This is a genomic window from Pseudoalteromonas luteoviolacea, from assembly GCF_018100925.1.
Lineage (GTDB): Bacteria > Pseudomonadota > Gammaproteobacteria > Enterobacterales > Alteromonadaceae > Pseudoalteromonas > Pseudoalteromonas obscura.
Map to the genome: position 1 here is coordinate 56,091 of NZ_JAGJEH010000017.1, position 23,084 is coordinate 79,174.

General features: G+C 44.5%; 18 protein-coding genes. 7 read left to right on the top strand and 11 right to left on the bottom strand.

All coding sequences use genetic code 11. From position 1 onward, the window contains the following. Positions 1-15 precede the first annotated feature (15 nt). From J8M00_RS25450 to J8M00_RS25465, 4 genes are all read right to left on the bottom strand, one after another. A complete protein-coding gene (locus J8M00_RS25450; protein ID WP_211013194.1) occupies positions 16-1,182 on the bottom strand; it encodes an efflux RND transporter periplasmic adaptor subunit in 1,167 nt (388 codons plus the stop codon). Between the two features lie 89 nt (positions 1,183-1,271). Further along, complete coding sequence (locus J8M00_RS25455; protein WP_211013195.1) at positions 1,272-3,674, bottom strand: ABC transporter permease; 2,403 nt, start codon at positions 3,672-3,674, stop codon at positions 1,272-1,274. 14 nt (positions 3,675-3,688) lie between these two features. Beyond that, entirely contained in the window at positions 3,689-4,405 is a 717-nt protein-coding gene (locus tag J8M00_RS25460; protein WP_211013222.1) for an ABC transporter ATP-binding protein, read from the bottom strand. Positions 4,406-4,422: 17 nt separating this feature from the next. Beyond that, positions 4,423-5,670: an efflux RND transporter periplasmic adaptor subunit gene (locus J8M00_RS25465; RefSeq protein WP_211013196.1), complete on the bottom strand. Its 1,248-nt coding sequence runs from the start codon at positions 5,668-5,670 to the stop codon at positions 4,423-4,425. A 629-nt stretch (positions 5,671-6,299) separates the two neighbouring features. Between J8M00_RS25465 and J8M00_RS25470 the strand changes: the two genes are divergently transcribed. Continuing rightward, the gene (locus J8M00_RS25470; RefSeq protein ID WP_211013197.1) at positions 6,300-8,111 is read left to right on the top strand and encodes a PKD domain-containing protein; all 1,812 of its coding nucleotides are present in this window, start codon (positions 6,300-6,302) and stop codon (positions 8,109-8,111) included. A 73-nt stretch (positions 8,112-8,184) separates the two neighbouring features. Here J8M00_RS25470 and J8M00_RS25475 read toward each other — a convergent pair whose 3' ends face one another. The 6 genes from J8M00_RS25475 to J8M00_RS25500 form a co-directional block, all read right to left on the bottom strand. Next, entirely contained in the window at positions 8,185-11,022 is a 2,838-nt protein-coding gene (locus J8M00_RS25475; protein ID WP_211013198.1) for a TolB family protein, read from the bottom strand. Positions 11,023-11,087: 65 nt separating this feature from the next. Further along, on the bottom strand, positions 11,088-11,330 hold the full coding sequence (locus J8M00_RS25480) for a hypothetical protein (RefSeq protein ID WP_211013199.1): 243 nt from the start codon (positions 11,328-11,330) through the stop codon (positions 11,088-11,090). A gap of 102 nt (positions 11,331-11,432) precedes the next feature. After that, complete coding sequence (locus tag J8M00_RS25485) at positions 11,433-12,716, bottom strand: sensor histidine kinase (protein WP_211013200.1); 1,284 nt, start codon at positions 12,714-12,716, stop codon at positions 11,433-11,435. Continuing rightward, positions 12,706-14,097 (bottom strand): sigma-54-dependent transcriptional regulator, encoded by a 1,392-nt coding sequence (locus J8M00_RS25490; RefSeq protein ID WP_211013201.1) that lies wholly within the window; start codon positions 14,095-14,097, stop codon positions 12,706-12,708. The genes J8M00_RS25485 and J8M00_RS25490 overlap by 11 nt, the downstream gene beginning before the upstream one ends. Positions 14,098-14,156: 59 nt before the next feature. Then, on the bottom strand, positions 14,157-15,008 hold the full coding sequence (locus J8M00_RS25495; RefSeq protein WP_211013202.1) for a D-hexose-6-phosphate mutarotase: 852 nt from the start codon (positions 15,006-15,008) through the stop codon (positions 14,157-14,159). 133 nt (positions 15,009-15,141) lie between these two features. Continuing rightward, entirely contained in the window at positions 15,142-17,100 is a 1,959-nt protein-coding gene (locus J8M00_RS25500; protein WP_211013203.1) for a methyl-accepting chemotaxis protein, read from the bottom strand. A gap of 161 nt (positions 17,101-17,261) precedes the next feature. Here J8M00_RS25500 and J8M00_RS25505 point away from each other — a divergent pair, with 161 nt between their 5' ends. From J8M00_RS25505 to J8M00_RS25530, 6 genes are all read left to right on the top strand, one after another. Next, positions 17,262-18,500 (top strand): OprO/OprP family phosphate-selective porin, encoded by a 1,239-nt coding sequence (locus J8M00_RS25505; protein WP_247687564.1) that lies wholly within the window; start codon positions 17,262-17,264, stop codon positions 18,498-18,500. Between the two features lie 357 nt (positions 18,501-18,857). Continuing rightward, positions 18,858-20,099: a carbohydrate porin gene (locus J8M00_RS25510; protein ID WP_211013204.1), complete on the top strand. Its 1,242-nt coding sequence runs from the start codon at positions 18,858-18,860 to the stop codon at positions 20,097-20,099. Between the two features lie 208 nt (positions 20,100-20,307). Next, positions 20,308-20,697 (top strand): YbaN family protein, encoded by a 390-nt coding sequence (locus tag J8M00_RS25515; RefSeq protein WP_211013205.1) that lies wholly within the window; start codon positions 20,308-20,310, stop codon positions 20,695-20,697. Between the two features lie 366 nt (positions 20,698-21,063). Further along, on the top strand, positions 21,064-21,504 hold the full coding sequence (locus tag J8M00_RS25520; protein ID WP_247687565.1) for a DUF4920 domain-containing protein: 441 nt from the start codon (positions 21,064-21,066) through the stop codon (positions 21,502-21,504). Positions 21,505-21,512: 8 nt separating this feature from the next. Further along, entirely contained in the window at positions 21,513-22,067 is a 555-nt protein-coding gene (locus tag J8M00_RS25525; protein ID WP_211013206.1) for a PepSY-associated TM helix domain-containing protein, read from the top strand. Positions 22,068-22,211: 144 nt separating this feature from the next. Continuing rightward, positions 22,212-22,673: a DUF1842 domain-containing protein gene (locus J8M00_RS25530; protein ID WP_211013207.1), complete on the top strand. Its 462-nt coding sequence runs from the start codon at positions 22,212-22,214 to the stop codon at positions 22,671-22,673. Here the strand turns inward: J8M00_RS25530 and J8M00_RS25535 are convergent. Then, positions 22,663-23,082, bottom strand: a complete 420-nt coding sequence (locus J8M00_RS25535) for a carboxymuconolactone decarboxylase family protein (RefSeq protein WP_211013208.1) — start codon at positions 23,080-23,082, stop codon at positions 22,663-22,665. The two genes, J8M00_RS25530 and J8M00_RS25535, sit on opposite strands and share 11 nt — an antisense overlap. Positions 23,083-23,084 lie beyond the last annotated feature (2 nt).

The window sequence follows — 23,084 nt, forward strand, 5'->3', positions numbered from 1 at the left end:
GTTCATTCCCTGCTGTTACAGCTTTCCCACGTTATCAGAATCTCCATCTGCATCTTCAGAGCCGGCAACCTTGACAGCCATGCCGCGCTGCGGGTATTCCGGTAAGGTTACAACAACTTTATCGTTGTTAGATAACCCTTCTCCGACCAAGTAATACCTGCCTTCTTCACGGATCACTTGTACCGGGCGAGGCTCGAGCTCCGCTTCTTCATTTAATAGCCAAACCGTTTGGTTGTTCACGAGTTCTTGAGGAAGACGATAGATTTGACGAAGGGTTTTGCCCTCAAACTGCACTTGTACATAAGTACCAAATTTAATCGCCGGTGCATTGCTTATCAGCCCATATGGGTCTTCAATTCTAACCACTAAGCTACTCATGCGCGTTTGCTGATCAACGATACCTAAGTCACGATGAATGACGGCGTCGCGAGTAAATCCATTAACACCTCTTTGCGTTAAAGTCGCCTTTAGCCCAGAAACTTGTTCAGGTAGAAAAATAGAGTCAAACCCTGCGATAGGAATAACAATTTCTGCTTGCTCAATATTATTTAATTGTGCAACAGGGCTACCCGTACTGACAAACTGACCAAGACCCACTTCTCTCGACACAATCAATGCATTGAATGGTGCGACAACTTCACAGTTATCAAGGTCACGTTGCGCCCTTTTAAGTGCCGCTTTCGCTGATTTCACCGCGGCTTTAGCACTCATTAGCTGAGGCTTTCGCAAGAATAAGTCAGTATGCTTTTTATTAGGGAAGCGCTTTGCCTCATCTGCGGCAACATCAGCCAGCGCTTGCTCCTCAATCAATTGAGCCTGTGCACTCGACAATGATGCTTCCGCTTGCAGTACCGCTGCCTGATAATTGTCCTTTTCAATGCGCAGTAGAACATCACCTTTGCTTACCACACCACCTGTGACAAAGTTAGAGTGCCAATATTCAATTTCACCAGAGACTTGTACGGAAAGCATGGTTTGCTCTAGCGGTGTGACTTCACCATAACTATTGATTAAAACCTGATGGTCTTGCGCTTGCAGCGCTTCGACTTCTACAATGGGACGAGTATCCACTGCATCAGAAGCATCGTCGTTTTTGGCCACGGCATTAATGCCCTTAAACCCAATGATCCCTATACCCAACGCGACGAAGGGTATTATCCACTTCAGTATTCTTGCTTGCATGACTGTACCTATTGATAATTTCCTAGCGCTATATTATCAAGATTTCTCTTCCCTAGGGTGTGACATTTGTAAGAATCTGTTACAACTTCTCAATAATTTTTCAACTGTCCAGAAAGGTGATAAATATCTATAGTAAACAACACCATAAATAAGACAAATACAGAAAATAAGTAACAGAACAACAAAGTGTAGGTCACACTGGGTAATAAACTTACCAAACCTAGGATTACACATGTTGCGATTAAAAGCGCACCAGTAAAATGAGCTAGCCTGAATCGAACTTGCTCCTTTATCAGTTGCTTTCGTGTGGCACCTACTTGCTGCTTAATCAGTAATAGTGGCTTTTGCATTAACGCGATGTTACCCAGAAGCCCGTACAGCCCCACCAGCACTTGCATCGTCATTAAAAAGCTTAGTCCAAGGCCGCAATAAAAGCTTAAGACTGCCGCTTTATTCAATTGTGCCAAATCCACATCCAAATACGTCATATCTTGAATTCTTTGTGTACTCGCTTGCTGTTGTAATAGTTCGTTCAACTCCTGCTTATCCACTGTTTGCGCAGGCTTAAACTTGATCACCATATTGCACTCGTAAAAATCGTGGGGGTAATAAATAGTTGCGGGGGCGCCCAGAGCATGGCTGTAGATGTTTTCCACGATACCCACTAACTTAACTGCCTGAGCGTCTCGCCCGTACAGAGTCATGCCTATATCATCTAGTCCGATCCCTAACTTAGTTGCCGCCTGTCGATTAATGATGACCGATTGACGGGCGTCGCTATCGGCAGATACAAATGCGCTCCCCGCCAACAAATGCAAACCCAAAAGTGAAAAGTAATCTTCTCCTACCAGCTGAGATTGCATCGTGTGTTGCACCTCAGCGCCCGGTTGAGTACCTATCACAGCCAAATAGCTTGTATCCAATGGGCTGATACTACTTAAAGACACTGATGCAATTTTTGGGTGTGCTAAGAGTGCTTGTTTATTAGATAAGAAAAGCTGTTTGCGAGCTAAAACAGCCTGTTCATCATGCTGCCAAGAGGTTTGATGGCGAGTAACAAAGACCACTTCTTCAGCATTTATACCTGACGGTACGCTCAGTTTGTTGCCAAAATATATCGCAGTCCACAGGCCAATACATAAGACAACCAGCCCGACACTAAGCTGGGCGATCAAAACCGAGGTGCTGAACCACTGTGGAAGTTGTTTCGCTTGACCTTTACCTGAGTTTTGTAAATTTTGATAGAGGCTGGAAAATGATAGCTGTTTAAATCCAAACACAGCATACCCTCTGGCAAATAGCAGCGCAATTCCTGCAACCATTAAATAATGCACAACTTGCAGTTCTAACCAATCAAGGTGTGCCACTTCCTGTTTGCCAAAGTGGTGAATAGCTGTCACTCCCAACTCAGCTAAAACCAGTGCGAACATTGCCGCCAAGAGAAAGAGCACACTCACTTGCCAGCGGTGTGCAGCGCGTAAGGTATCCAATGGCGCTCCCAACACCGTTTTCAACACCCATTGCGCCTGCTGCTTCTTAATATCTAGCAAGTAAAAGGTCAGTAAGTTGACCAAAGTGATCAACAAAAAGGCCGCACCACTTAGCAACAACCATCGACTTGTCTGTTGCAAATCTCCTTTGAGGTATTGCTGTAATGGTATGTACTCAAAGTGTAATTGATTGCGGATCGGACTACCAAAATCTGTAATACCAGCGCTAAATTGCTCATTCAAATACGCTGAAATATCCGCTGGCACCCCAGTAGCAAGGGATTCGCTTCTAGTTCGACCAACCAAAAAAGTGTTGTAGCGCACCGTTATATGTTCTCGTAATACATTTGTGTTATCAATCACATGTGCAAATGACACAAATACATCTGTCTGGCGATTTGGCATATACAGTTGCGGCTCTGTACGATCACATGCCACAACCCCAACAACGCGAAAGACTCGCTGATCAAGCTCCATGCTATATGACGGACTTGACGCCAGTGCGCTCTGAGCTAATAGCGCTGGCATATAACGCTCGGCAAAACATTGACTAACTACCACTTCAGGCGCTGTTACACCATCTTGCTGCTGCTCGCTAAAATATCTTCCCTGTATCAGTGTTTGCCCAAATAAGGAAAAAAACTCGTGAGAGGTGTAAGTCATATTAAGTTGAGGTTGCTGCACATGATCCATATATAGCGCTTCCCCATAGTAAACTGGAACGGCCATAGAAAGAGAGGAGTCCTGGCTAGCTATATACTGTGCCGCAATGTTAGACAGCGCATTGCTCATCACTTGCTCATCTTTTTGATTCGTCATGCTGCCACGCAACCACACCAATGATTCATCTTGTGGGTAGGGTAACGGGGCATAAGCATGCCAAGTAATCAAGCTAACAATGGTGCCGCCTGCCAACGCACTTGCCAACAACACCACAAACAACACTGTAAATTTTGTCTTTTTAAACAGCTCTGAAATCGAGCTGAAGTTTTCTTTTCGCATCAACGTCGTTCCCGTTACAAAGGCCTATACATGTTTATCTCAGCCTTTGGCGCTGTATAACCACAACCTAGTAGTTCGCCATCAAACAGCTTCACTTGACGTGACGCCATATCAGCGTAACGTGGGTCGTGGGTGACCATGCAAATGGTGGTACCCTGTTGATGTAGCTCGCCAATTAACCCCATCACTGCATCACCACTCTTTGAGTCCAAATTTCCAGTTGCCTCATCAACCAATAAAATACTAGGTTGTGTCACAAGTGCACGCGCAATGGCCACTCTTTGTTGTTGACCACCAGACAATTGGCCGGGGAGATGCTGCGCGCGATGAGAAAGGCCCACCTTTTCTAAACATAACATGACTCTTTGTTGGGATTCCTGCGCGCTGAGCTTGGGCACACGGTAACGCAACGGTAGCGCCACATTATCAAATACCGACATCGCATCTACGAGGTTAAAAGATTGAAATATAAACCCAATATGTAAATTCCTTAACGCAGCAGCTTGGTCAAATGTTAAGTTGTCTACCGACTGGCCTGCCAACCAGTAGCGCCCTGTCGACGCAGGCTCTAGCAAGCCCATAATCGACAATAAGGTAGACTTCCCACACCCAGAAGGACCTGATATGGATACAAACTCACCTTGCTCTATTGAAATATTGATATTTCTCAAAGCATGGGTTTGGAAATCCTGTGTTTCAAACACCTTTCCAATTCCCTGCATTTCAATCATGTTTTGCATATTCACTCCTATTGAATAACCACTGCTTGCGCTTGTTGCGCGTAACTACTGAGATCAGATATGACAATAGAGTCTCCGACCTTTAACCCACCTTTTACTTCAATGTAGCGGCCACTTTTTTGACCGAATTGAACATCAACTAATTCGGTTTTTCCACCATCTAAAACGCGGTACAAAGTTGCCATTTTAGCAGCCTCTCCAACGGGGTTTTGCACGTAGAAGGCATCGTCTATGGTATCGACGACAATGGACGCTCTAATACTTTGCTTTGGCCTCAGCTCGATATCACTCAGTAATGGTAAGCTGACCTCTACTATCACATGATGTGCAGTAATGACGGGATCGATACGTGTTACTTTGCCGCGTATCACTTGCGCAGCTGAAAACACCTTAACCAACTGACCAACTTGTACATTTGCGGCCTGAGATTGATTCACTTTTAGTTCAGCCTTCAAAGCATGCTGGCTGCCAATTGTTGCGACGTGCGCACCTCGTTCAACTCGTGCACCCAACTCAAGCGGCATTACTTCTATTACTCCCTGCTCGGCTGCAACAATGTCAAGTTGCGCAACCTTTTCAGCCAATAACGCCTGCTCCTGTTTTGCGAGCTCAATCTTTTCTAGCGCAAGTGCAGTGGCACTCAAATGTAGTCCCTGCAATTGCTCAATACGTGCTTTTGCATGCGAGACTCGCGTTTGCAAGCTACCCAGCTGCGCCTGAGTTTCAAGAAAAGATAACTCTGAAATAATACCGCGATCCACCAAATTTTTTTGCGCCTGAAATCGAAAAGTTAAGGTCGCCAACTCACCTTCCAACTGACCCAGCACAGACTGCTCTAACAAGCGCTCGCGCTGCTGCCGCAAATTCAGTTGCAATTCGTCTGCTTTGGCTTCAATTAGTCGCTGCTGCGAACGTTTCAACTCCAGTGTGAGATCCGGATTTTCCAACTTTGCAATCAACGTACCCGCTTCGACTATACTGCCAGCTTTGTTAACTACCTCAGTGACGATACCGGCACTAGTCGTAGTAATGATGTGTTGCTGTTCACTTTGCAACTCGCCAAATGCATCCACTTCAATGTTCAATACACCTTGCTTTACTGTTGCAATCATTATGTCACTCTTTGGTAACTGTGTTGCCAGCCCTATATCCAACTGCACTAACAACCAGATCACCAATAAACAGACGATAACTCCTAATCCCCTATGGCGTTTAAAGAAAGGTTGTCTGACTGGCTTTGGTACTTGAATATCCATCTACTCTTCTCGTTACTATTACTTTTTCGTATCAAAAATGACACGGGCCTCCACCCAGTGAGCGAAAAACATGCCAATCAGATAAAAGCTTAATAATCATAAGCTTGAAAATTTATGATGAATGGAATTAACCAGTATCGGATAAATTTTGTGTCAATTCCGGAATCGGAATACAAGGCTATTGCGTTTAATAATGATAATTTGGGTATTTTTCATAATGACACAGTGTTGCCATGGATGGCGTCATTGCATTCAGCCATTAACAATTAAATATCACTAACCATTGATGTGTGGCTACTTCGGAATGTTCACTATTTAGATAAGCCAGTTAAAAATATAAACTATTTAAAATCATGGTCTTGATATATTATTTACGACAAAAACCCAAGCATCTAAAACTGTTTCAGGTGCAAAATAGTTAACAACAGCAAGAAACAAGCTTGGTACTAAACAGCATTTATCCAATGCAGTGTTAAATTGTTTTGAATAACCGAAAAGTCACTCAGGCGGCCAAAAATTAAACATTGTAAAATATTTAATTATCAATTTCTTTACAATTACGTTATATGCGATTACCTTGTTTCTTGTTGTTTAAATTTTACTCAACACAAAACTAACAAGGAACATAAATGAAAACTCGTTATATATTACCAGCACTAGGACTTGTCTCAGCAAGCTGTTTTGCGCAGACCACCGCGCTCACAGAAGCACAAATGATGCAATATACTAGCAAAACAAGTATGGCCACGATTGGTAAACGCGCTGAGCTGAACCTTGTGATTCAACCTCAAGCAATGGCAGCATTCTCAGCCGACAATGCCAACAATATCATCACACAAACAGTGACACACCCCAATGCCAGCTATATAAAACTGCATTTTAAAAACATTAACTTAGCCGGTGGTGGCAAACTTGTGGTACGTTCAGAAGATGGCAGCGAACGCTATGAGTACACTGAACACAACATGCGTGCGGCAACACTTAGCCAAAGTGATGATGGCGTAACAAGCTTCTCTGCCATGTCTATTTCTGCTGAAACAGCAGTAGTAGAATACACACCTGGCAGCCAAGTTAGTGCAAGCCAAAATGCCATCATAGACTATTATGATCACGGCACTGAAAATGAATTACAAATGGCACCAGCTACGGATGTTGGGATCAGCTCTACTTGTGGCGCGATGGAACGAAAAGACGTACAGTGCTGGGCAAACAGCAACCCCACTGAGTTTGAACGCAGCCGTCCAGTTGCACGCCTACTTATGAATGGTAGTGGACTATGTACTGGCTGGCGTGTTGGTCCTGATAACCGCATGTTTACTAATAACCACTGCGTAGAAACTGCGTCTGAATTATCCAACACAGAAGTATGGTTTAACTACCAACACACTTCGTGTAATGGCTCTACCTTAGAGACCGTAGTAAAAGTTACTGGTAAAGACTTCCTTTCAACAGATTATACCCTTGATTACACGCTATTCACGATTAACGATTTCGCTAAAGCCCAACCATTTGGCTACTTTGGGTTAGATGTCCGAGATGCAACTCAAGGTGAGCGTATCTATATCCCACAGCACGGCTCAGGCAATCCAAAAGAGTTGTCCATTGAGTCGGATCGCGACACGAATGGATTGTGCTCAGTCAACAACGCGAACGCCAATGGTAGAGGCACAGGTACAGATCTGGGCTACTACTGTGACACCATAGGTGGTTCATCTGGCTCTCCTGTACTAGCGGCATCCAGCAATAAGGTCATCGCACTACATCACTTGGGTGGCTGTCACAACAAAGGGGCAAAAGTCAGCTTAATTTGGCCAAAAGTAGCAAGCCATTTCAACAATCAAATCCCAGATGGCGATAACAACAGCGATCCACTGCCAGTCGCGCAATTCACAGCTTCATGCACAGCGTTAAGCTGTAGCTTTGATGGAAGCGCTTCGAGCTCACCTAACGGGTCTATCAGCCAATACGAGTGGAGCTATGGAGATGCTTCTAGCAATGGTTTTGGTGCCAACGTAACCCATAGCTATGCAGCTTATGGCTCATACAACGTATCACTGACAGTCACAGATGCCAGCGGCGCATCAGCAACGACAACAAAACAAGTTCTGTTGACCGATCCAAACGAAGATCCAGCCAAGCTCATCAACGGTGTGGCGAAAGAAGGACTGCAGGGCGATAGATTAGAGACTACATTTTACTATTTAGACTTACCAGCAGGTGCCTCGAATGTCCAAGTAAGTATTTCTGGCGGTTCAGGTGATGCGGATCTATATGTGAGAAAAGGCAGCAAGCCAACAACTTCGACTTATGACTGCCGTCCTTACAGATGGGGAAATAGTGAGTCGTGTAACATCACTGGTGGCGCAGGCAAGTACTGGGTCATGTTACGCGGTTATAGCGCATACTCTAACGTGACTCTGGTTGCGACCTATACTGAATAAGATCCAATTTTTATCAAACCAACCAATTGCACAAGGCGAGTGACCACTCGCCTTTTTCCTCAAAAGCACAAATTTACCAAGGGTGCCAAAGCCCAAACCAAGTGCGCCATTCATCTTCCTGAGTGTCACGAGAAAGACGGGAAAACCCCACATCCAGATGCATATTGGAGATCCCTGCCGGTGCGTATTTAGCCGCACTGCCAAGCACTTTTTGACTTAAGTTCATTTGCCATTTTATGCCCCAACTCTTTGCAAAGTTTTGACTGTCCATTTGGTGACGTGCATAAAATAAACGCGGTTGCCCTGCACGCCAGCTCGTTGCAAACTCATAACCTAAGTAATGGGCACCCGATTTAAACATAAAGGGTAACTCAGCGACATGCTGCTGATCCCCACCAACACCACTGTATATACTGTTGGTCGCAAACCCACCAACGCTAAGCGCCTGCTCGGTACGGTAACGGTTACTCACATTGATGTACATAGGCCATTGCCACAACGTCACTGCCCCCTTGAACATCACCTCATGGCCGGCGTTGTACCCCCATATTTTCGCGCCATCCATAGTAACATCCACAGAATATTGCTGCTGATCATGGTGATAAGACACCTGATTGCCCGCCCAATAGCTGTGCTCAAGACCTTGATACCGTTGTTCGACCATATGCCAACCAACATAGGGACGCCAGCGCCACTTTTGGCTGTGCTGTGCAAATGAAACCTCCAACGTATTGGACCAAGCTTTTTGCACTGCTTGAAAACCACCCAACTCATCTCGCTGTACAGAAGTATCTAATTCACTCACCTTTAGCTCGTTGCGAACGTCAAACTCCCCCCATCGATATGCCATATCCAGATACCCGCCTTGTAATACGTCATCGAAAAGTGATTGACTCATCCCCGCCTGCCAACTCCAATGCTTGAGTATATCTGCACCAGTGATGCCCACACTGAGCACTTCTGTGCTTGCTAAAGCGCCCTGCACCGACACTGCCAAAGACCAATCTTGCAAGGTTGGGTCGTAATCCGCCACAGTTTGTGCAAAGCCAATGGGTAGGGCCTGTGTCTTTTGCTTGTTGTCATTTTGAACTATCCCTTGGGTATCAAATACCGCAACTTGCTGCGCGTGTGTGTGCCAGTTAGAGATCGCCATGAGCTTCGAGCCATATGGCGTACTCTCTAAAAAGAGTAACTGGTTGTTAACCTCGCCTAATATCTCTTCAAATACATGCTCCGCATCACTTATTTGTTTTAATTCACCACTTTGCAGATGATAGTAATAGATACCCAAGGCTCCTTTGCGCCCCATCACAAAATAGATGCCTACTCCAGTTTTGTCCCAGCGTGGCGAAGCGACGTATTGGCTGTCATCAAGTAATGGGACTTCCTTGCCCACCAAGGTCGAGTCAGCCAAGTCAGCAATATATAAACGCCAACCACGACCTTGAGCTGCTTTTAAATAAGCCAATTGCTTACCACTTGGGCTGATCACAGGGTGATCGTAAACGGAGTTTAAGTCTCTCGAAAACAAAGGTATAACTTGCTGATCGGATAGACTAATCTGAACCAATTGAGAAAAGCCATGTTCGGTACGCTCTGCTATCACTAGAAACTCATTGATAATACTAAAACGCCGGATCCCAATGCTGTTAGATAAACGCGTGACCTTGTCGGTGGGAATATGCCATTTGAAGAGCGCATTTGCCCAACCATGCTCCACCCTTTGCCGCGCGACAAAATAAACGGTTTCCTCATCTAACCATTGCGGATGGTAAATCCCGTTGAAATCCATAGCTTCCAAAGTTGCTAACTTTTTATGTCGGAATGACGCCGGGTGTTTGTCTGGTATATCGTCGGGGTCTCGGGCCAAAATAGCCGCTTGGCGCTGCTCAAATTGCTCAACCGCTTTGTGGTTTTTTTCACTGGCATAAACAACCAGTGATACTTGACCAGACTGAGTAGTCTCCACAGCCAAAAACTGCTTTTTGTCTGATGACAGCTGTATATCTCGGGCAGCAAAAGCAAATTGCATAAATTCATATTGCTCAAGCTCTGTGCGCTGAGAGGCAGATTGAATAGCTTGATGGGTATACTCGGCAATAAAGCGTCGATATAGCTGTATTGCCGATTTGCCAAAAGCGCCGTGAAATGCCACCTCAAAGTTTCGACTCTCCACCGCGTTTACTCTTGTCCATACAGCATCTAAAGTAGCCTCGTCATATTCCTGCTCAAGCCAAGCCAAAAACCTTGCCCCTAATAAATACGCCATCGCACTGGCACGAAGGCTACCATCTCCATGACTTAAGGCGTGATAAGGCAACAAAGCACCTTGGCGAGCAAAAGTTTGCAATAACGCTTCGGAGTAATTGTCATAAAGTCTGCCCTGACCAGTCAGCTTAGATTCCTGTAATGTCGCGTAACCCTCTGCAACCCAGCGCGGCAGTACAGCATTTGCCAAATCAAAACTATCGCTCATATCTCGCAACCACTGTCGGGCGCGATACCTGCTTGGCTGAGACAAGTGTACTAAGTGAATATATTCATGCAGTACTAACAGCTTTAACCAGCTAGGGTTATGCGCTATTGCCGTATCTGATTGTGGAGGTGTGACATACAAGGCCATAAATGGACTATCAGAACTTGGCAAGGCAAACCCATTTGGCAAATTGAAGGGGTCGATCACTATGGCGTCAATAATGACCTCGAGCGCTCGACCTTGCTGACTTAAAACCTGACTGCGAACTCGTTCCAGTTCCTTTACTGACGCTTCAGCCCAAACTTTGTAAGGGCGCTGATAGTGAACTCGAAAATGAGGGCTTTGAATGGTCTTCCAATCACTTTTTTCCGCCTGAGATGGCGTCGCAAAGAGCCACACAAACGTCATTAAAATAAGCTGTATTCTGGCGCGCATTAAATATCCTTGGTACTACCATATTGATAGTAAACCTTATGCCAATTTTTGGCGTCAAGGAAGGGCTAATCATGACGCGCCATCGCCCCTAATGAAGTGAATAAGGTCAAAATTGCACCCACAACAACAAATGCAATCATTGAAAATGGTGCGCTCAGCCCCAGAGCAAATTTAGCACTTGCCATCGCCGCAGCGACAGCCCATACGCTCAACCGACTCAACCAACGCTTGGTATGACTAGGTAATTGAATATGCTTTAGGGCAAAACTCATCACAAGAAAAGCGATAAACGGATATAACACCAACACAATACACTCCTCGCTGAATACTTAAGTCAAATTCAGAAACTTCCCGGTTAGAATGTCACTGACTCTCGTTGAGTGTTAATTATATGGTAATGATAATTATTATCAACTAGGCAGGGAGATTTTCACTTCTGCTCCGTGTAAACCATTGCTTACTGTCAGGCTCCCTTCATGCTGCTCGATAACACGTCGGCTTAGTGTTAAGCCAATCCCTTGCCCTGTGCTCTTGGTGGTGTAAAACGGCGTCATGGCATTTTCTATGTTGGCAAACCCACCTCCCTGATCTGTAATGGTAATCACAACATGGGATGCCTGATAGCCAGCCTTAATGCTGACAGTTTTACCTTGTGGGCTTTGTTTTGCGTTTGCCTCGGCGGCATTACTCAGTAAATTAATTAACACTTGTTCTAATAACTGAGGATCGCACTGACAAACACGCACAGTGCAATCCAATAGTAGGGTTTGATCTTGATATATCTGTGCGATAAGTGCATTGACAGACATCAATAAATCTTTGAGCACCACCTGTTTTGGGTGAACTTCAAGTGGCTTGGAGAGTTCACTAAAGCGACCAACAAATTGCTGTAAGTGATGACAGCGTTGTTCAATAACCGATAGCGCATGCTGATCCCTTGGTAAGACCACTTTGCTCTGTAAGCTCTGTGCTAACGAGCTAACTGGCGTCAAGGTGTTATTAATTTCGTGGCTGATAACCCTAATCAAGTTCTGCCATGCTGTCAGCTCTTGGTGGCGCAGTACTTTTCTAATATCCGTGGCAATAAGCAAGCTATAACGCTTTCCCTGCTCATAAAATTCACTGCTGCTTAAGGTCCAACTTGTGTGTAATTTTCGATTTAAAAACTGCCAGCGTTCGTTATCTCGAGCTAGCTCTAGTACCTCAGCGTCACGCCCTTTATCTAACTGCCAAGGTCTGTGATATATCGCCTCAAAGGCGGGATTTGCATAACTAAGTTTATTGTCTTCGTCAAACACCAAAATAGGACAAGGCAGCTTATCTATCAACTGATAAATAACATAAATATGGCTATTGTAGCGCGCTTTTTGGCTGTGCAATTCATCGCTCAATGCCACTAATTCACGTTCAAATTTCGCCACTTCACCACTGCGATAATGCGGCTTAATTTGATAGGTAAAATCAGCCTGTTGCAGTGCTTCTAATTGAATACTTGCCCGCTTAAAGACGCCGCTAAGACGCCCCAAATATAAATTGGACAAAGCCTGAAGGCAGACAAATATAATTAATGCAACTAGGATGGTGGCCCACGACGCAAAGAGCCATTCTTTGACCACAAAGCTACTAAGCCCACTCACTAGCCCATTGAGCAACAGCAAATACAGAGCTAGCACTCGCTCAAAATTAGCTGACATCTTTTAGACCATATTTGTCCAAGCGGCGATATAGCGAAGACTTAGTTAAGCCTAATCGCTGTGCCGCTTGACTGATCACGCCACACTCTTCTTCTAACACTTGCATGATCAGACTTTTTTCCATATCAGCCAAAGTGCACGAGCTATCTTCTAACCGAGTCTGAACACGCGTTGCCACGGCAGGCTGCTTTGCCAATCGTAATTGACAGTCCTCCAAGCAGATCTGTGGTCCTTCACTCATCAGTAACGCGCGTTCCATTACATGGCTAAGCTCGCGAATATTGCCTGGCCAAGGGTAGGCTTTCAGTGCATTTTCGACCTCCATTGATAACCCTTTATCCGTGATCCCATAACGCTTTGCATGCTGTGCAAGCAAATGTTTAGCCAGTGGAACAATATCCGATTCTCGTTCACGCAAAGGAGGCAACTCAAACATCAAGGTATTAATGCGGTAGAACAAGTCTCTGCGAAAGGTGCCTTGTTCTATACAGGTGGGTAAATGAGCATTGGTTGCACAAATTAAACGGATGTCACTGCGGATCGTTTGGCTGCTTCCCAACGCCTCATACTCACCCGTTTCTAACACCCGCAGTAATTTTGCTTGTAAAGGCAAAGACAAAGTCGCCACTTCATCCATAAAGAGCGTACCACCTGACGCCTTGGTAAAACGGCCTGTGCGATTCTGCTTCGCGTCAGTAAACGCTCCTTTCACATGGCCAAACAGCTCACTTTCGAACAATGACTCGGCCAATGCGCCCATATTCACACTGACGAGTGGCCCTTGTGCTCGCTGGGAATGTTGATGAAGCCAGGAAACAAAGTGGCTTTTACCCACACCACTTTCGCCACAAAGTAGTATACTGGCATCAGATACCACCACCTTTTCAAGCTTTTTTTGCAATGCGCGCATACTCGCAGATTGCCAAACAAATTCGGTTGCTGGCTGCGACGTTTGGGTTTGTTGGCTAGCAATATAAGATAGCTGGTTTTGCTGTCGAGTTTGTAGCTTGAGCTGCTGCTGAATTGAGGTTAGAAGTGCTGTGTTTTGCCACGGCTTCTCTATAAAGTCACAGGCCCCGAGCTGCAATGCCCTAACCGCAAGGTTGATGTTTCCCCAACCAGTAATACACAGCACCGCAGGTGTATTATTTCGCTCTTTCAACCAAGCCAAAAAGTCCAACCCCTCCTGCCCTGAGGTTGTATCCTTAGAAAAGTTCATATCAAGCAAGATAATGGCAATTGCTTTAACACTGAGCAGCTGTTTAGCTTCGTCTGGGGAAGCGGCTTCCAATACTTTGAGGCCCTGATCTTCAAGAAAGTAAGCTGCGCTTAGTCGCACCTCAATATTATCATCGATGATCAAAATGGTTGGCACTGACATAAATGTACCCTAACGTTTACTTCACGTTAGGATACGTCAATCAATCTCATTGGAAAAGTTTAACGCCAGCGTATTGTTGTAGTTAACGTATGACTTTGACCTGGTTCGACAGTTGCAACGTCCTCCAGTACATTGGCTGCTTCTAAACACAGCATACTCAAGTACTCTTCGTCTTGAAAATTGCTCAGGCGTTTTGATTTATCAATCCAAGGATTCCACAGCACGCAAGATGTCGAGTTTTCACGGCCAACCTCAATGGTGCCATCTGGCGTATGGATATTCTGAACTGGCGCAGCTTGCGTATAAACCATATCAGTTTCACGTGCAAAACCAACCAGCTCTGATTGGTCAAAAGGACCTTGACCAAACTCGATATATTTTGCCCCTTGCAAACCATCAACTGTGGTGTCTTTAATATTAGAAGTTGGAAAATAGGTATGTAGCGCTTGTGTCAGTGAAAAAGGTGATTGACCTAGGTTCGTGTTAGTAAGCCTCACCTCTAATTGTTCACTCAAAATAAACTCGACTTCCAATTTAGATTCATGCGGCCAATATTGCTTATCAACTTGCATCATGGGTAGCGACAGCGAAATACGCACAGCTTCCGATGTTTCAGTCACTTTCTCCGCACGCCACACAATCTTTCGCGCAAACCCATGAGCGGGCCATTCTGGGTTTTCATGCACACCAAACCAAGGCCAACAAATTGGGATTCCGCCGCGTACCGACTTTCCTTCTTGATAATCTTCATCTGCCGACACCCACAGTAAGTCGCTTTTACCATTAGGGATAAACTCTGTAATTTGCGCACCTTGTAAAAAAATTTTCGCCTGACACAGGGGGCTGTTAACCTCAAAATATTCTAGCCCTGTATCAGTTCTTGCTAATTTTACTGAGTCGGAAAATTCCATGATCCACCTTTAAATTTTATTTAACTGTCCTTACATTACCGAGCCGTCTCCACAGAGTAAACATGATTTGCTCACTATGAATGATCTTCAACAATTTTGTACAAAATAACAGCACGTTAGCATAATTTATCAACTAAACTTTAAACTTGCCAACCAACTCCGTGAGCTGCTTTGAAAGGCCTGTCATTTTATCACCATTGTCACAGGTATCGCTGGCTATCACAGAGACGCTGTCAGCTGCGTTTTTAATTTCGACCACATTGCGGTTGATATCTTCCGCTACATGCTGTTGCTCTTCCGCAGCAGTCGCAATCTGGGTATTGAGATCACTGATATTTTGGATAGATTGCGTAATTTCAATGAATTGATTTTGTGCAGAGTGAGTCAGCTCAACTGTTTTTTCAGTTCTTTCTAGGCTATTTGTCATGTCTGTCGACACGCCTTCTGTCATTTTACGCAGTTTATCCAACTGAGATGCGATTTCCTCCGTTGATTCAGAAGTGCGCTGCGACAATGCCCTTACCTCATCTGCAACCACGGCGAAACCACGCCCATGCTCCCCTGCTCTTGCCGCCTCAATCGCCGCATTTAATGCCAACAAGTTTGTCTGCTCTGCTATCCCACGTATCACACTCAAAATCGACATAATATTTTCACTTTCACTATCGAGTTTTGTGATATCTGAGGTCGCGCGGTTTATTACACCGGATAACTCAGCGACACTGTCCACCGTTTCCGTAATCACGGTTTGACCGAGCTCGGAAGCGTGCTGAGTTTGTGTAGCCAACTCGGCAGCATTGGCGCAACTTGATGCGACTTCATTGGCCGTTGCCGCCATCTCATTGATGGCGGTTGCTGCCATTTCCAATGACTGCTGCTGGGCACTGGTTGATCCTGTCAATTCATCCGCCTGTCCCGCGGTTGCCAACGCAGTTTGATTCACTTGCTGCGCACAGTGATTGATTTGCTGTACCAGTTGCGCAATTAAGTTTAAAAACTGGTTAAAGCTCTCTGCTAATTTTCCGGTCTCATCTTGCGTGGTCACTTCCAAGCGCTTAGTCAGATCCCCCCCACCTTGGGAGATCGCAGTCAGACCGTCACTCACATTGACAATTGGCCCTGACAGTAAGTTGGCAATATAGGTTGCTAGGGCAATAAAAATTGCCACCAAGATCCCGCTGATCACCAAAATGGTTACCTTCATTTTATTGGCTGTGCTCATCACCTCTTGCTGTTCAACAAATGCGATAAACTTCCACCCAAGTGTTTTCGAGGTATAGATATTGGAAAAGAAATCAACTCCGTCGATGGTGATCTCAAATAATCCATCAGGGGCGCGGTTTAGTTCGGTGTAGAGACCATTTTCAACCTCATCAATATGCTTGAAAGTATATTCCGGATGTTTAGCATTGACCAAAATAGTGCCACTATCCTCTTCCAACATAAGATAGCCTGTTTCACCTAACCGAATACTCTTGATTATGTCTGTTAAGCCTTTGAGTGAAACATCCATTCCTTGTACACCAATTAACTCCCCGCCCGCTTGCACAGCCTTAACGGTTGAAATGATTGCCGTGTCATCTGGTTCCCAATAATAAGCTTTCGTCAGTGCGGTCTGACCACCGTTGGCTTTACCTGTGGTGTACCAAGGCCGCACTCGAGGGTCATATCTTGCACTCACTTGGCCTTTTGGCCACTGAATATACCCTCCTTGAGGATTGCCAAAATAAATATAGGAAATGCCCGGATGTGAAGAGCCAAATTGCCTGTAGAGCTCATATAAGCGACGCTCCACCGGAGTTCCTGTATCCGGAGACATCTGCTCAGCACTGCTATTTTCTATATAAATCGACACTTGCTCACGACCTTGCAGTACATCAGGGTGACTGGCCAAGTAGGTTACATTTTTGGCCACTTCCTCAAAAAACATGCTGATCCCATTATCAATCTGCTGAGCTTCTCGGCTGCTCATTTCTACAAATTTATCCACTGCAAGCTGTCTTGTTTGAGAAATAACGATGACGGCAATAATCAGCAGTGGCACCACAATCGCGGTGATGAATGCAAGGCGTAACTTTTGAGAGATAGTCATAATGAAACTTCCTGTGGGCATTCAAAAAATATAGTTGTTGATCTTCAACTATACAAAAAGATTAAAAAATTCCTGCCACGTTACATACCAAGGCAATGGACAGCATCAAATACTCAACTACGCTTTATGTCAGATACGCCTGCTTTTAAGGATATATCCCAATGCCGCTCACAAACTGTAAACGCCTTGCTGCTACCTGTCTTGTTCTGCTGACGCCAGCACTGGCCACAGCGTCCGACACAGAACTGGCCGAGCTCAAGCAACAGCTACTAAAGCTGCAAAAGAAAATAGAGAAATTGGAAGCACAACAAAAGCGCAAAACAAAAGAGACAAAGCCAGCGTCCACTATCAAGGTTGGCGGTGCAGTGAGGACCACGCTCAGCCACACCTCCTATGACGATGACAATAAGAATCGCGGAGGCGATTTCGAACTTGATGTATTTCGCCTGAATTTTTCTGGCAATATAGGCGGGTTCGGACTCAATGCGGAGTGGCGATATTTTGATTACATGACCGCAGTGAAGTATGCCTATTTATATTATGACTTTGCAAAAGATTGGCAGGCTCAAGTGGGCATGACTAAAGTGCCATTTGGGAATTGGCCATATAATTCACACAGCTGGTTTTTTGGTACAACGTATTATGTCGGCTTAGAAGACGATCATGACATGGGCATACTCTTCAAACGTAAGCTGGCCGACAATTGGCAACTGGATGTAGGCTTTTTCAAAAATGATGAACTCGGTGGCGTTGATGGCTATGTTGAGTCACGAAGCGATCGCTACTCCTATGATATCGTGGGTGCCAGAGACACCAGTGACGGGATCTACGATGATCCAACTCAGCCTCTGGGCGAGTACAATACGTTTTCAGGTAGGTATGGCTATCATTTTAAGCATAAAGGCGGCACAACAGAGCTAGGTGTCTCAGGCCTGATGGGCGATTTACACAACGGAATTGAAAAAGCGGGAGAATATCAAGCATGGGCGCTGCACCTGAATGCCAGCATTGGTAAATGGAATCTGCAAATGCAGCATGGAGAATACGAGTATGATATCGCAGGTATCGACCGCATTGCCGTGGGTGCTTATGCGTTTTACGACTCCATTGCAGCTGAGGCAACCATGTCTAACTTTAATGTCGCATATAACATGAAAGTAAAGCTAGGCCCGATAAATGCGCTGCAGTTTTACAATGATTTCGGCATCATCTACGATAAATCAGACAATAGTAGTGATACTTGGATGAATGTAACTGGAGTGTCCATGTCCGCTGGGGCATTTTTTTCTTATCTAGATTTTGTTAATGCCAAAAATCAACCCTTTGTCGGCGGTTCTATTGCCGGGGACAGTGACGATACGGAGCGTCGCTTTAACCTCAATTTTGGATACTACTTCTAGATAGTCATTTATGGCGTGGCCAAATAACTCTATTTGGCCAAAAAAATCATAAAAATTGATTTTTTTAAATGTGGAAAACACACCTAGTGCAATATTGACTACTTATTTACAAAAAAACACCAACACATTGATAAACAAACTAAAAGTTGTGAATTAACTTAATCTAAAACGTTCTAAATGGACCCTAAACATAACAAAATTTAAGCAATAACCTGACAATCCTCAATCCTTTTTACCACTGCGATACAATCCGATTACAAACCATAAAAGTTTGCAATTTCCACCAATTTGCACACATAAATATTGTGGGTTAGTCTTGCGCCTTTGTTAATTCTCACCCTCTGGATAGTCTAATCAATGTCAAGAAGTACTGGACAAGTAATCGCCTTAGGTGGCGCGCTATTGTTGACCGCGCCTCATGCAATTTCGGCCAATAGTGAACTGTCAGCGTTGAAACAACAGCTCGCTCAATTAGAGCAAAAAATACAACAACTGGAAAACAATCAAGCAGCTGAAAAGGAAGCTAAAGACAGTTCAGAGTCAGGTATCAAAGTTGGCGGCGCTATCCGCGTCAACTACTCAACAAACTCATATGATGAGGATACTAAAAACCGCGGTGGAGATTTAGACTTTGATGTATTTCGCTTTAACGTGTCTGGTGAGATTGCCGACATTGGCGTCAATGCGGAAATTCGCTTCTTTGACTATATGAGCGTCGTTAAATATGCCTACCTTGATTACGACATCACTCCTCAATGGCAAACACAACTCGGTTTAACACAAGTGCCATTTGGCAATGATCCCTACAACTCTCACAGTTTTTTTATGAGTCCAAATTATTATTTGGGCCTTGAAGATGACTATGACATGGGTCTCGTCATGCGAAGAAAAGTAACCGATAACTGGCAGCTTGACTTAGGCTTTTTCAAAAATGATGAGCTTGGAGGCATTGACGGTTATGTGGAAGACCGCAAAGACAGATACTCTATCGACATTGTCGGTATTCGTGCCGACGATGAAGGTATCTATGACGCTCCGGCCTCGAAACTAGCTGAGCAAAATACCTTTGTTGCGCGCTACGCATATCATCTAGAACACCCAACAGGCTCAACGGCAATTGGGGTCTCTGCTTTATCGGGAGGCTTACACGACGGTAATTATAGTGCAGGTGATTATCAAGCGTGGGCAGTACACCTTAACAGCAACCTTGGCAATTGGAATCTGCAATTGCAACATGGTCAATACGACTATCAGATTGATGCAACGCAACGTATTGCGATAGCAGCCAACGCGACCTATGACACCATGCCAACCGAAGCAACATCGAGCAGTGTAAATATCGCCTACAACTTATCAGTTAACTATGGCCCTATCACACACCTTCAGCTATATAACGACTTTGGCACCATCTACAATAAGTCAGATGCATCAAATAATTCATGGATGAATGTGACTGGCGTCGCGGTCACCGCAGGCCCTATATTTTCTTACGTTGACTTGGTTCACGCTAAAAACCAACCTTTTGTGGGCGGTACACTTTCAGGGCAAAGTGACGATGTTGAAAGACGCTTTAACATCAACATTGGTTACTACTTCTAAAGTACCTTCAAAGGCCATGAAAACAAACGCTATTTTTATGGCCTGCCAAAAAGGAATTCTCTTTTAATTAGGATAATTAACTACGTTTTTCGTCTATAATGGAGAGACGTCTGCTGTTAAAATACTGCATAACCACTTCGGTATTTAGTCAATCAGGCCGAATATTGTTTTAATATCGGCGTATACAACCAAGGAGAAACAGCTATTTATGAAGAAGCTTTTTAACCGCTGTTTCTGGTTGCATGCAGCAGGCATCATCTTTGTAGGGTTGGGGTTTATAGGTATGGCCTTGCCCGTGATGCCTACCACCATCTTTTTTATCCTAGCACTTGCTTGCTTTTCACGCTCATCACCAAAATTCGAAAACTGGTTGCTAACGCATCCCAAATTTGGTCCCTCCCTTGTCGCATGGCGAGAATATCAAGTAGTCCCTCCTAAGGGGAAATGGGGAGCTGGTATCGGTATGCTGATAGGCTATATTGCACTGTGTTTTAGTGCCGCTCCTTGGTATGTGTTGATAATAGTGGCCGTCATTGAAATACTGGCTTTGACCTACATTCTCACACGTCCCTCACAGCCACCTATTACCAGCAATTAAACACTCCGTGTTGATCCGCCTCAAAAGGTATCGGCAAACTTCAATTTAGAAGGTGTAGTTCAAGGTCAATTTGTAGTTTCGCCCTAATTCTCTAGGCCGTTCGCTTCCCCCACAGTGCTCTTACAAAACGCTCATCTGTCACATTGTCGATACCTGCACGGACAAGCAGATCAGAGAAATGACCTGTGACTTGGTATTTTGCAGTCAAGTTATACACTTGGTAGGGTTCTATGTCATAGCCAAATAACTAAAAGTGATAAAAACCAGTACCACTTACCTAGTAAGTGAGTGCGCTTACTGTTCCAATGTGATGCGCTTTGTCGTAACTTATTGTTCCGTATAAAACATTTGAATTAAGGAAAAGATATGAAAACGGGTGTAATTCTGGCCACAATGGCCTGCGTTTTAATGTTTAGCCAATTGGCAATCGGCAAAACTTATAACGGCGGTGCAGACAAAAGTAAATTGGTGTCCATTTCTCAGTTACTGAGTGAAGCACAAAGATATACAACTCAAACGTCTACAATCCAAGGCACTATTACGAGAGTCTGTAAAAAACGTGGCTGCTGGATGCAACTTGCAAGCGATAAAAAGTTTCAATCTTTAAGAGTAAAAGTGCGCGATGGAGACATGGTTTTCCCAATGACAGCACAAGGAAAAACAGCCTATGCTACGGGTACATTGAAAATAAAACCACTGACACTGGAACAAACCAACCAAAAGCGCACGGCACAAAACCTAAGCCCAGTTGATACCCCAGAGGTATTACACCTTTTCATTCCTACTGCCGTGACCATTGAGGACTAATCAGCACAATGTCATGGTTTCAACTCAATCGCAGCTTGCATAGAGATATTGGCTATTTCTGTATTGGCATGACGCTCGTATTTGCTATCTCAGGAATAGCACTTAATCATATTCATCAATTTAATTCTAACTACCAAGTTTCGCGCATAACTCACTCTGTGCAGCTAGAGAACTTAGATTTAGAGACACCGTATTTTGAAAACCAATTGCTGCAAAAATTGGCACTGGACGACACCATCAAAGCCCGTTTCTGGCCAGATCAGACAACATATAAGTTGTTTTTACAAACGTCTACTTTATACCTTTACCCGAGCCAAAATAAGGTGATCGTTGAGCAAGTCGAGCCACGTTTTTTACTTCGCCAACTCAATGCATTACACCTCAATGAGGCTCGTGCCGCTTGGATGTGGTTTTCGGATTTTTATGCAATCTTGCTCATTTATTTAGCTCTGTCGTCTTTATTTATGATCAAAGGTAAACGAGGAGTGCTAGGACCTCGGGGATGGTTGGTGATTGCAGGGTTTGCCGCGCCCGCTGCATTTATCTATGTTTACTCGCTTTAAGTTTGTAAATACACACTTACACAATTAGTACTGTAATTAGCTGTAATGGCATAAACTCACAGCCCAATCTAGAGTAACAATAATTGAATAGACTGCAGCAATATGTGCAGCAGTCTAGATAATAAACTCGGTCAAGGGGCAGGCATGCTGTCAACATCTTGCGGTATTAACGGACTTTTTCTTGCCAATTATATACTTGGCTATGATTCGGCTAAGCCGATTTGCCAAATCTCGCTGCTTGTTTACGTAGGAGATAAAACCATTTCTGGGCGCGCTAAAGTACACCTTACACAAAGTGGTTACACCGACCTCATGTTTCACCTCAATGGTGAATTTCACTATCAGCAGTCGTCAGGTTCACCCTGTATCGCTATCACCTTACTTGGCCAGCAACCTCAAATGTGTACACCACGCCACGGCGTATCATGCCATTATATCAAACTGGACATGCTACTGAACGACAACTGGCGAGCTGGCCAAGCTAGTTTTAGTTACAAAGATCTCAGCAGCCGCGCATGGTGCCATTTAAACCCACTCAAAGTTAAGCAGGTTTATAACAACAACATTTCTGATCTAGCCCAGCTGTCATTGCAAGTTAAAGGTTGAGACCTATCGCAACACGATTCCAATTATTAATTTGCAATGCTAAACCAATAATCGCCAACTGCTGTGATTCACTCACACAATGTTGCAAGTATTTATCAAGCTCACAGGAGGAGGCCGAAGTCACCCTATGTGCCAAAAATAATGCTGCTTGGTCAAAAGGCTCTAGAGACGATAAATCTTCATTTGCTAACGCCGCCTTGTATCGTTTATACAATTTCGAAGATGCACTTGTTTTGAGTGCCTCGTCATGCATTGCTTGGCAAAATTGACACCCATTGATGTTCGATACATAGAGTCGAATTAGGTGAACGGTAGCTTCAGGAAGAGACTGTTCAGCAGGCTCCCCAAGCTGGGCTAGCGCGGTGTGAATAAATGGATAGTTAGAATATAGCTGTGTACGTGAAATCATCG

Bases quoted from the DNA above. Each gene is read 5' to 3' on its own strand.
- J8M00_RS25495 (WP_211013202.1), bottom strand. From the start codon at position 15,008: ATGGAATTTTCCGACTCAGTAAAATTAGCAAGAACTGATACAGGGCTA.
- J8M00_RS25460 (WP_211013222.1), bottom strand. From the start codon at position 4,405: ATGATTGAAATGCAGGGAATTGGAAAGGTGTTTGAAACACAGGATTTC.
- J8M00_RS25500 (WP_211013203.1), bottom strand. From the start codon at position 17,100: ATGACTATCTCTCAAAAGTTACGCCTTGCATTCATCACCGCGATTGTG.
- J8M00_RS25510 (WP_211013204.1), top strand. From the start codon at position 18,858: ATGTCAAGAAGTACTGGACAAGTAATCGCCTTAGGTGGCGCGCTATTG.
- J8M00_RS25490 (WP_211013201.1), bottom strand. From the start codon at position 14,097: ATGTCAGTGCCAACCATTTTGATCATCGATGATAATATTGAGGTGCGA.
- J8M00_RS25450 (WP_211013194.1), bottom strand. From the start codon at position 1,182: ATGCAAGCAAGAATACTGAAGTGGATAATACCCTTCGTCGCGTTGGGT.
- J8M00_RS25465 (WP_211013196.1), bottom strand. From the start codon at position 5,670: ATGGATATTCAAGTACCAAAGCCAGTCAGACAACCTTTCTTTAAACGC.
- J8M00_RS25515 (WP_211013205.1), top strand. From the start codon at position 20,308: ATGAAGAAGCTTTTTAACCGCTGTTTCTGGTTGCATGCAGCAGGCATC.
- J8M00_RS25520 (WP_247687565.1), top strand. From the start codon at position 21,064: ATGAAAACGGGTGTAATTCTGGCCACAATGGCCTGCGTTTTAATGTTT.
- J8M00_RS25485 (WP_211013200.1), bottom strand. From the start codon at position 12,716: ATGTCAGCTAATTTTGAGCGAGTGCTAGCTCTGTATTTGCTGTTGCTC.
- J8M00_RS25505 (WP_247687564.1), top strand. From the start codon at position 17,262: ATGCCGCTCACAAACTGTAAACGCCTTGCTGCTACCTGTCTTGTTCTG.
- J8M00_RS25470 (WP_211013197.1), top strand. From the start codon at position 6,300: ATGAAAACTCGTTATATATTACCAGCACTAGGACTTGTCTCAGCAAGC.
- J8M00_RS25455 (WP_211013195.1), bottom strand. From the start codon at position 3,674: ATGCGAAAAGAAAACTTCAGCTCGATTTCAGAGCTGTTTAAAAAGACA.
- J8M00_RS25475 (WP_211013198.1), bottom strand. From the start codon at position 11,022: ATGCGCGCCAGAATACAGCTTATTTTAATGACGTTTGTGTGGCTCTTT.
- J8M00_RS25525 (WP_211013206.1), top strand. From the start codon at position 21,513: ATGTCATGGTTTCAACTCAATCGCAGCTTGCATAGAGATATTGGCTAT.
- J8M00_RS25530 (WP_211013207.1), top strand. From the start codon at position 22,212: ATGCTGTCAACATCTTGCGGTATTAACGGACTTTTTCTTGCCAATTAT.
- J8M00_RS25535 (WP_211013208.1), bottom strand. From the start codon at position 23,082: ATGATTTCACGTACACAGCTATATTCTAACTATCCATTTATTCACACC.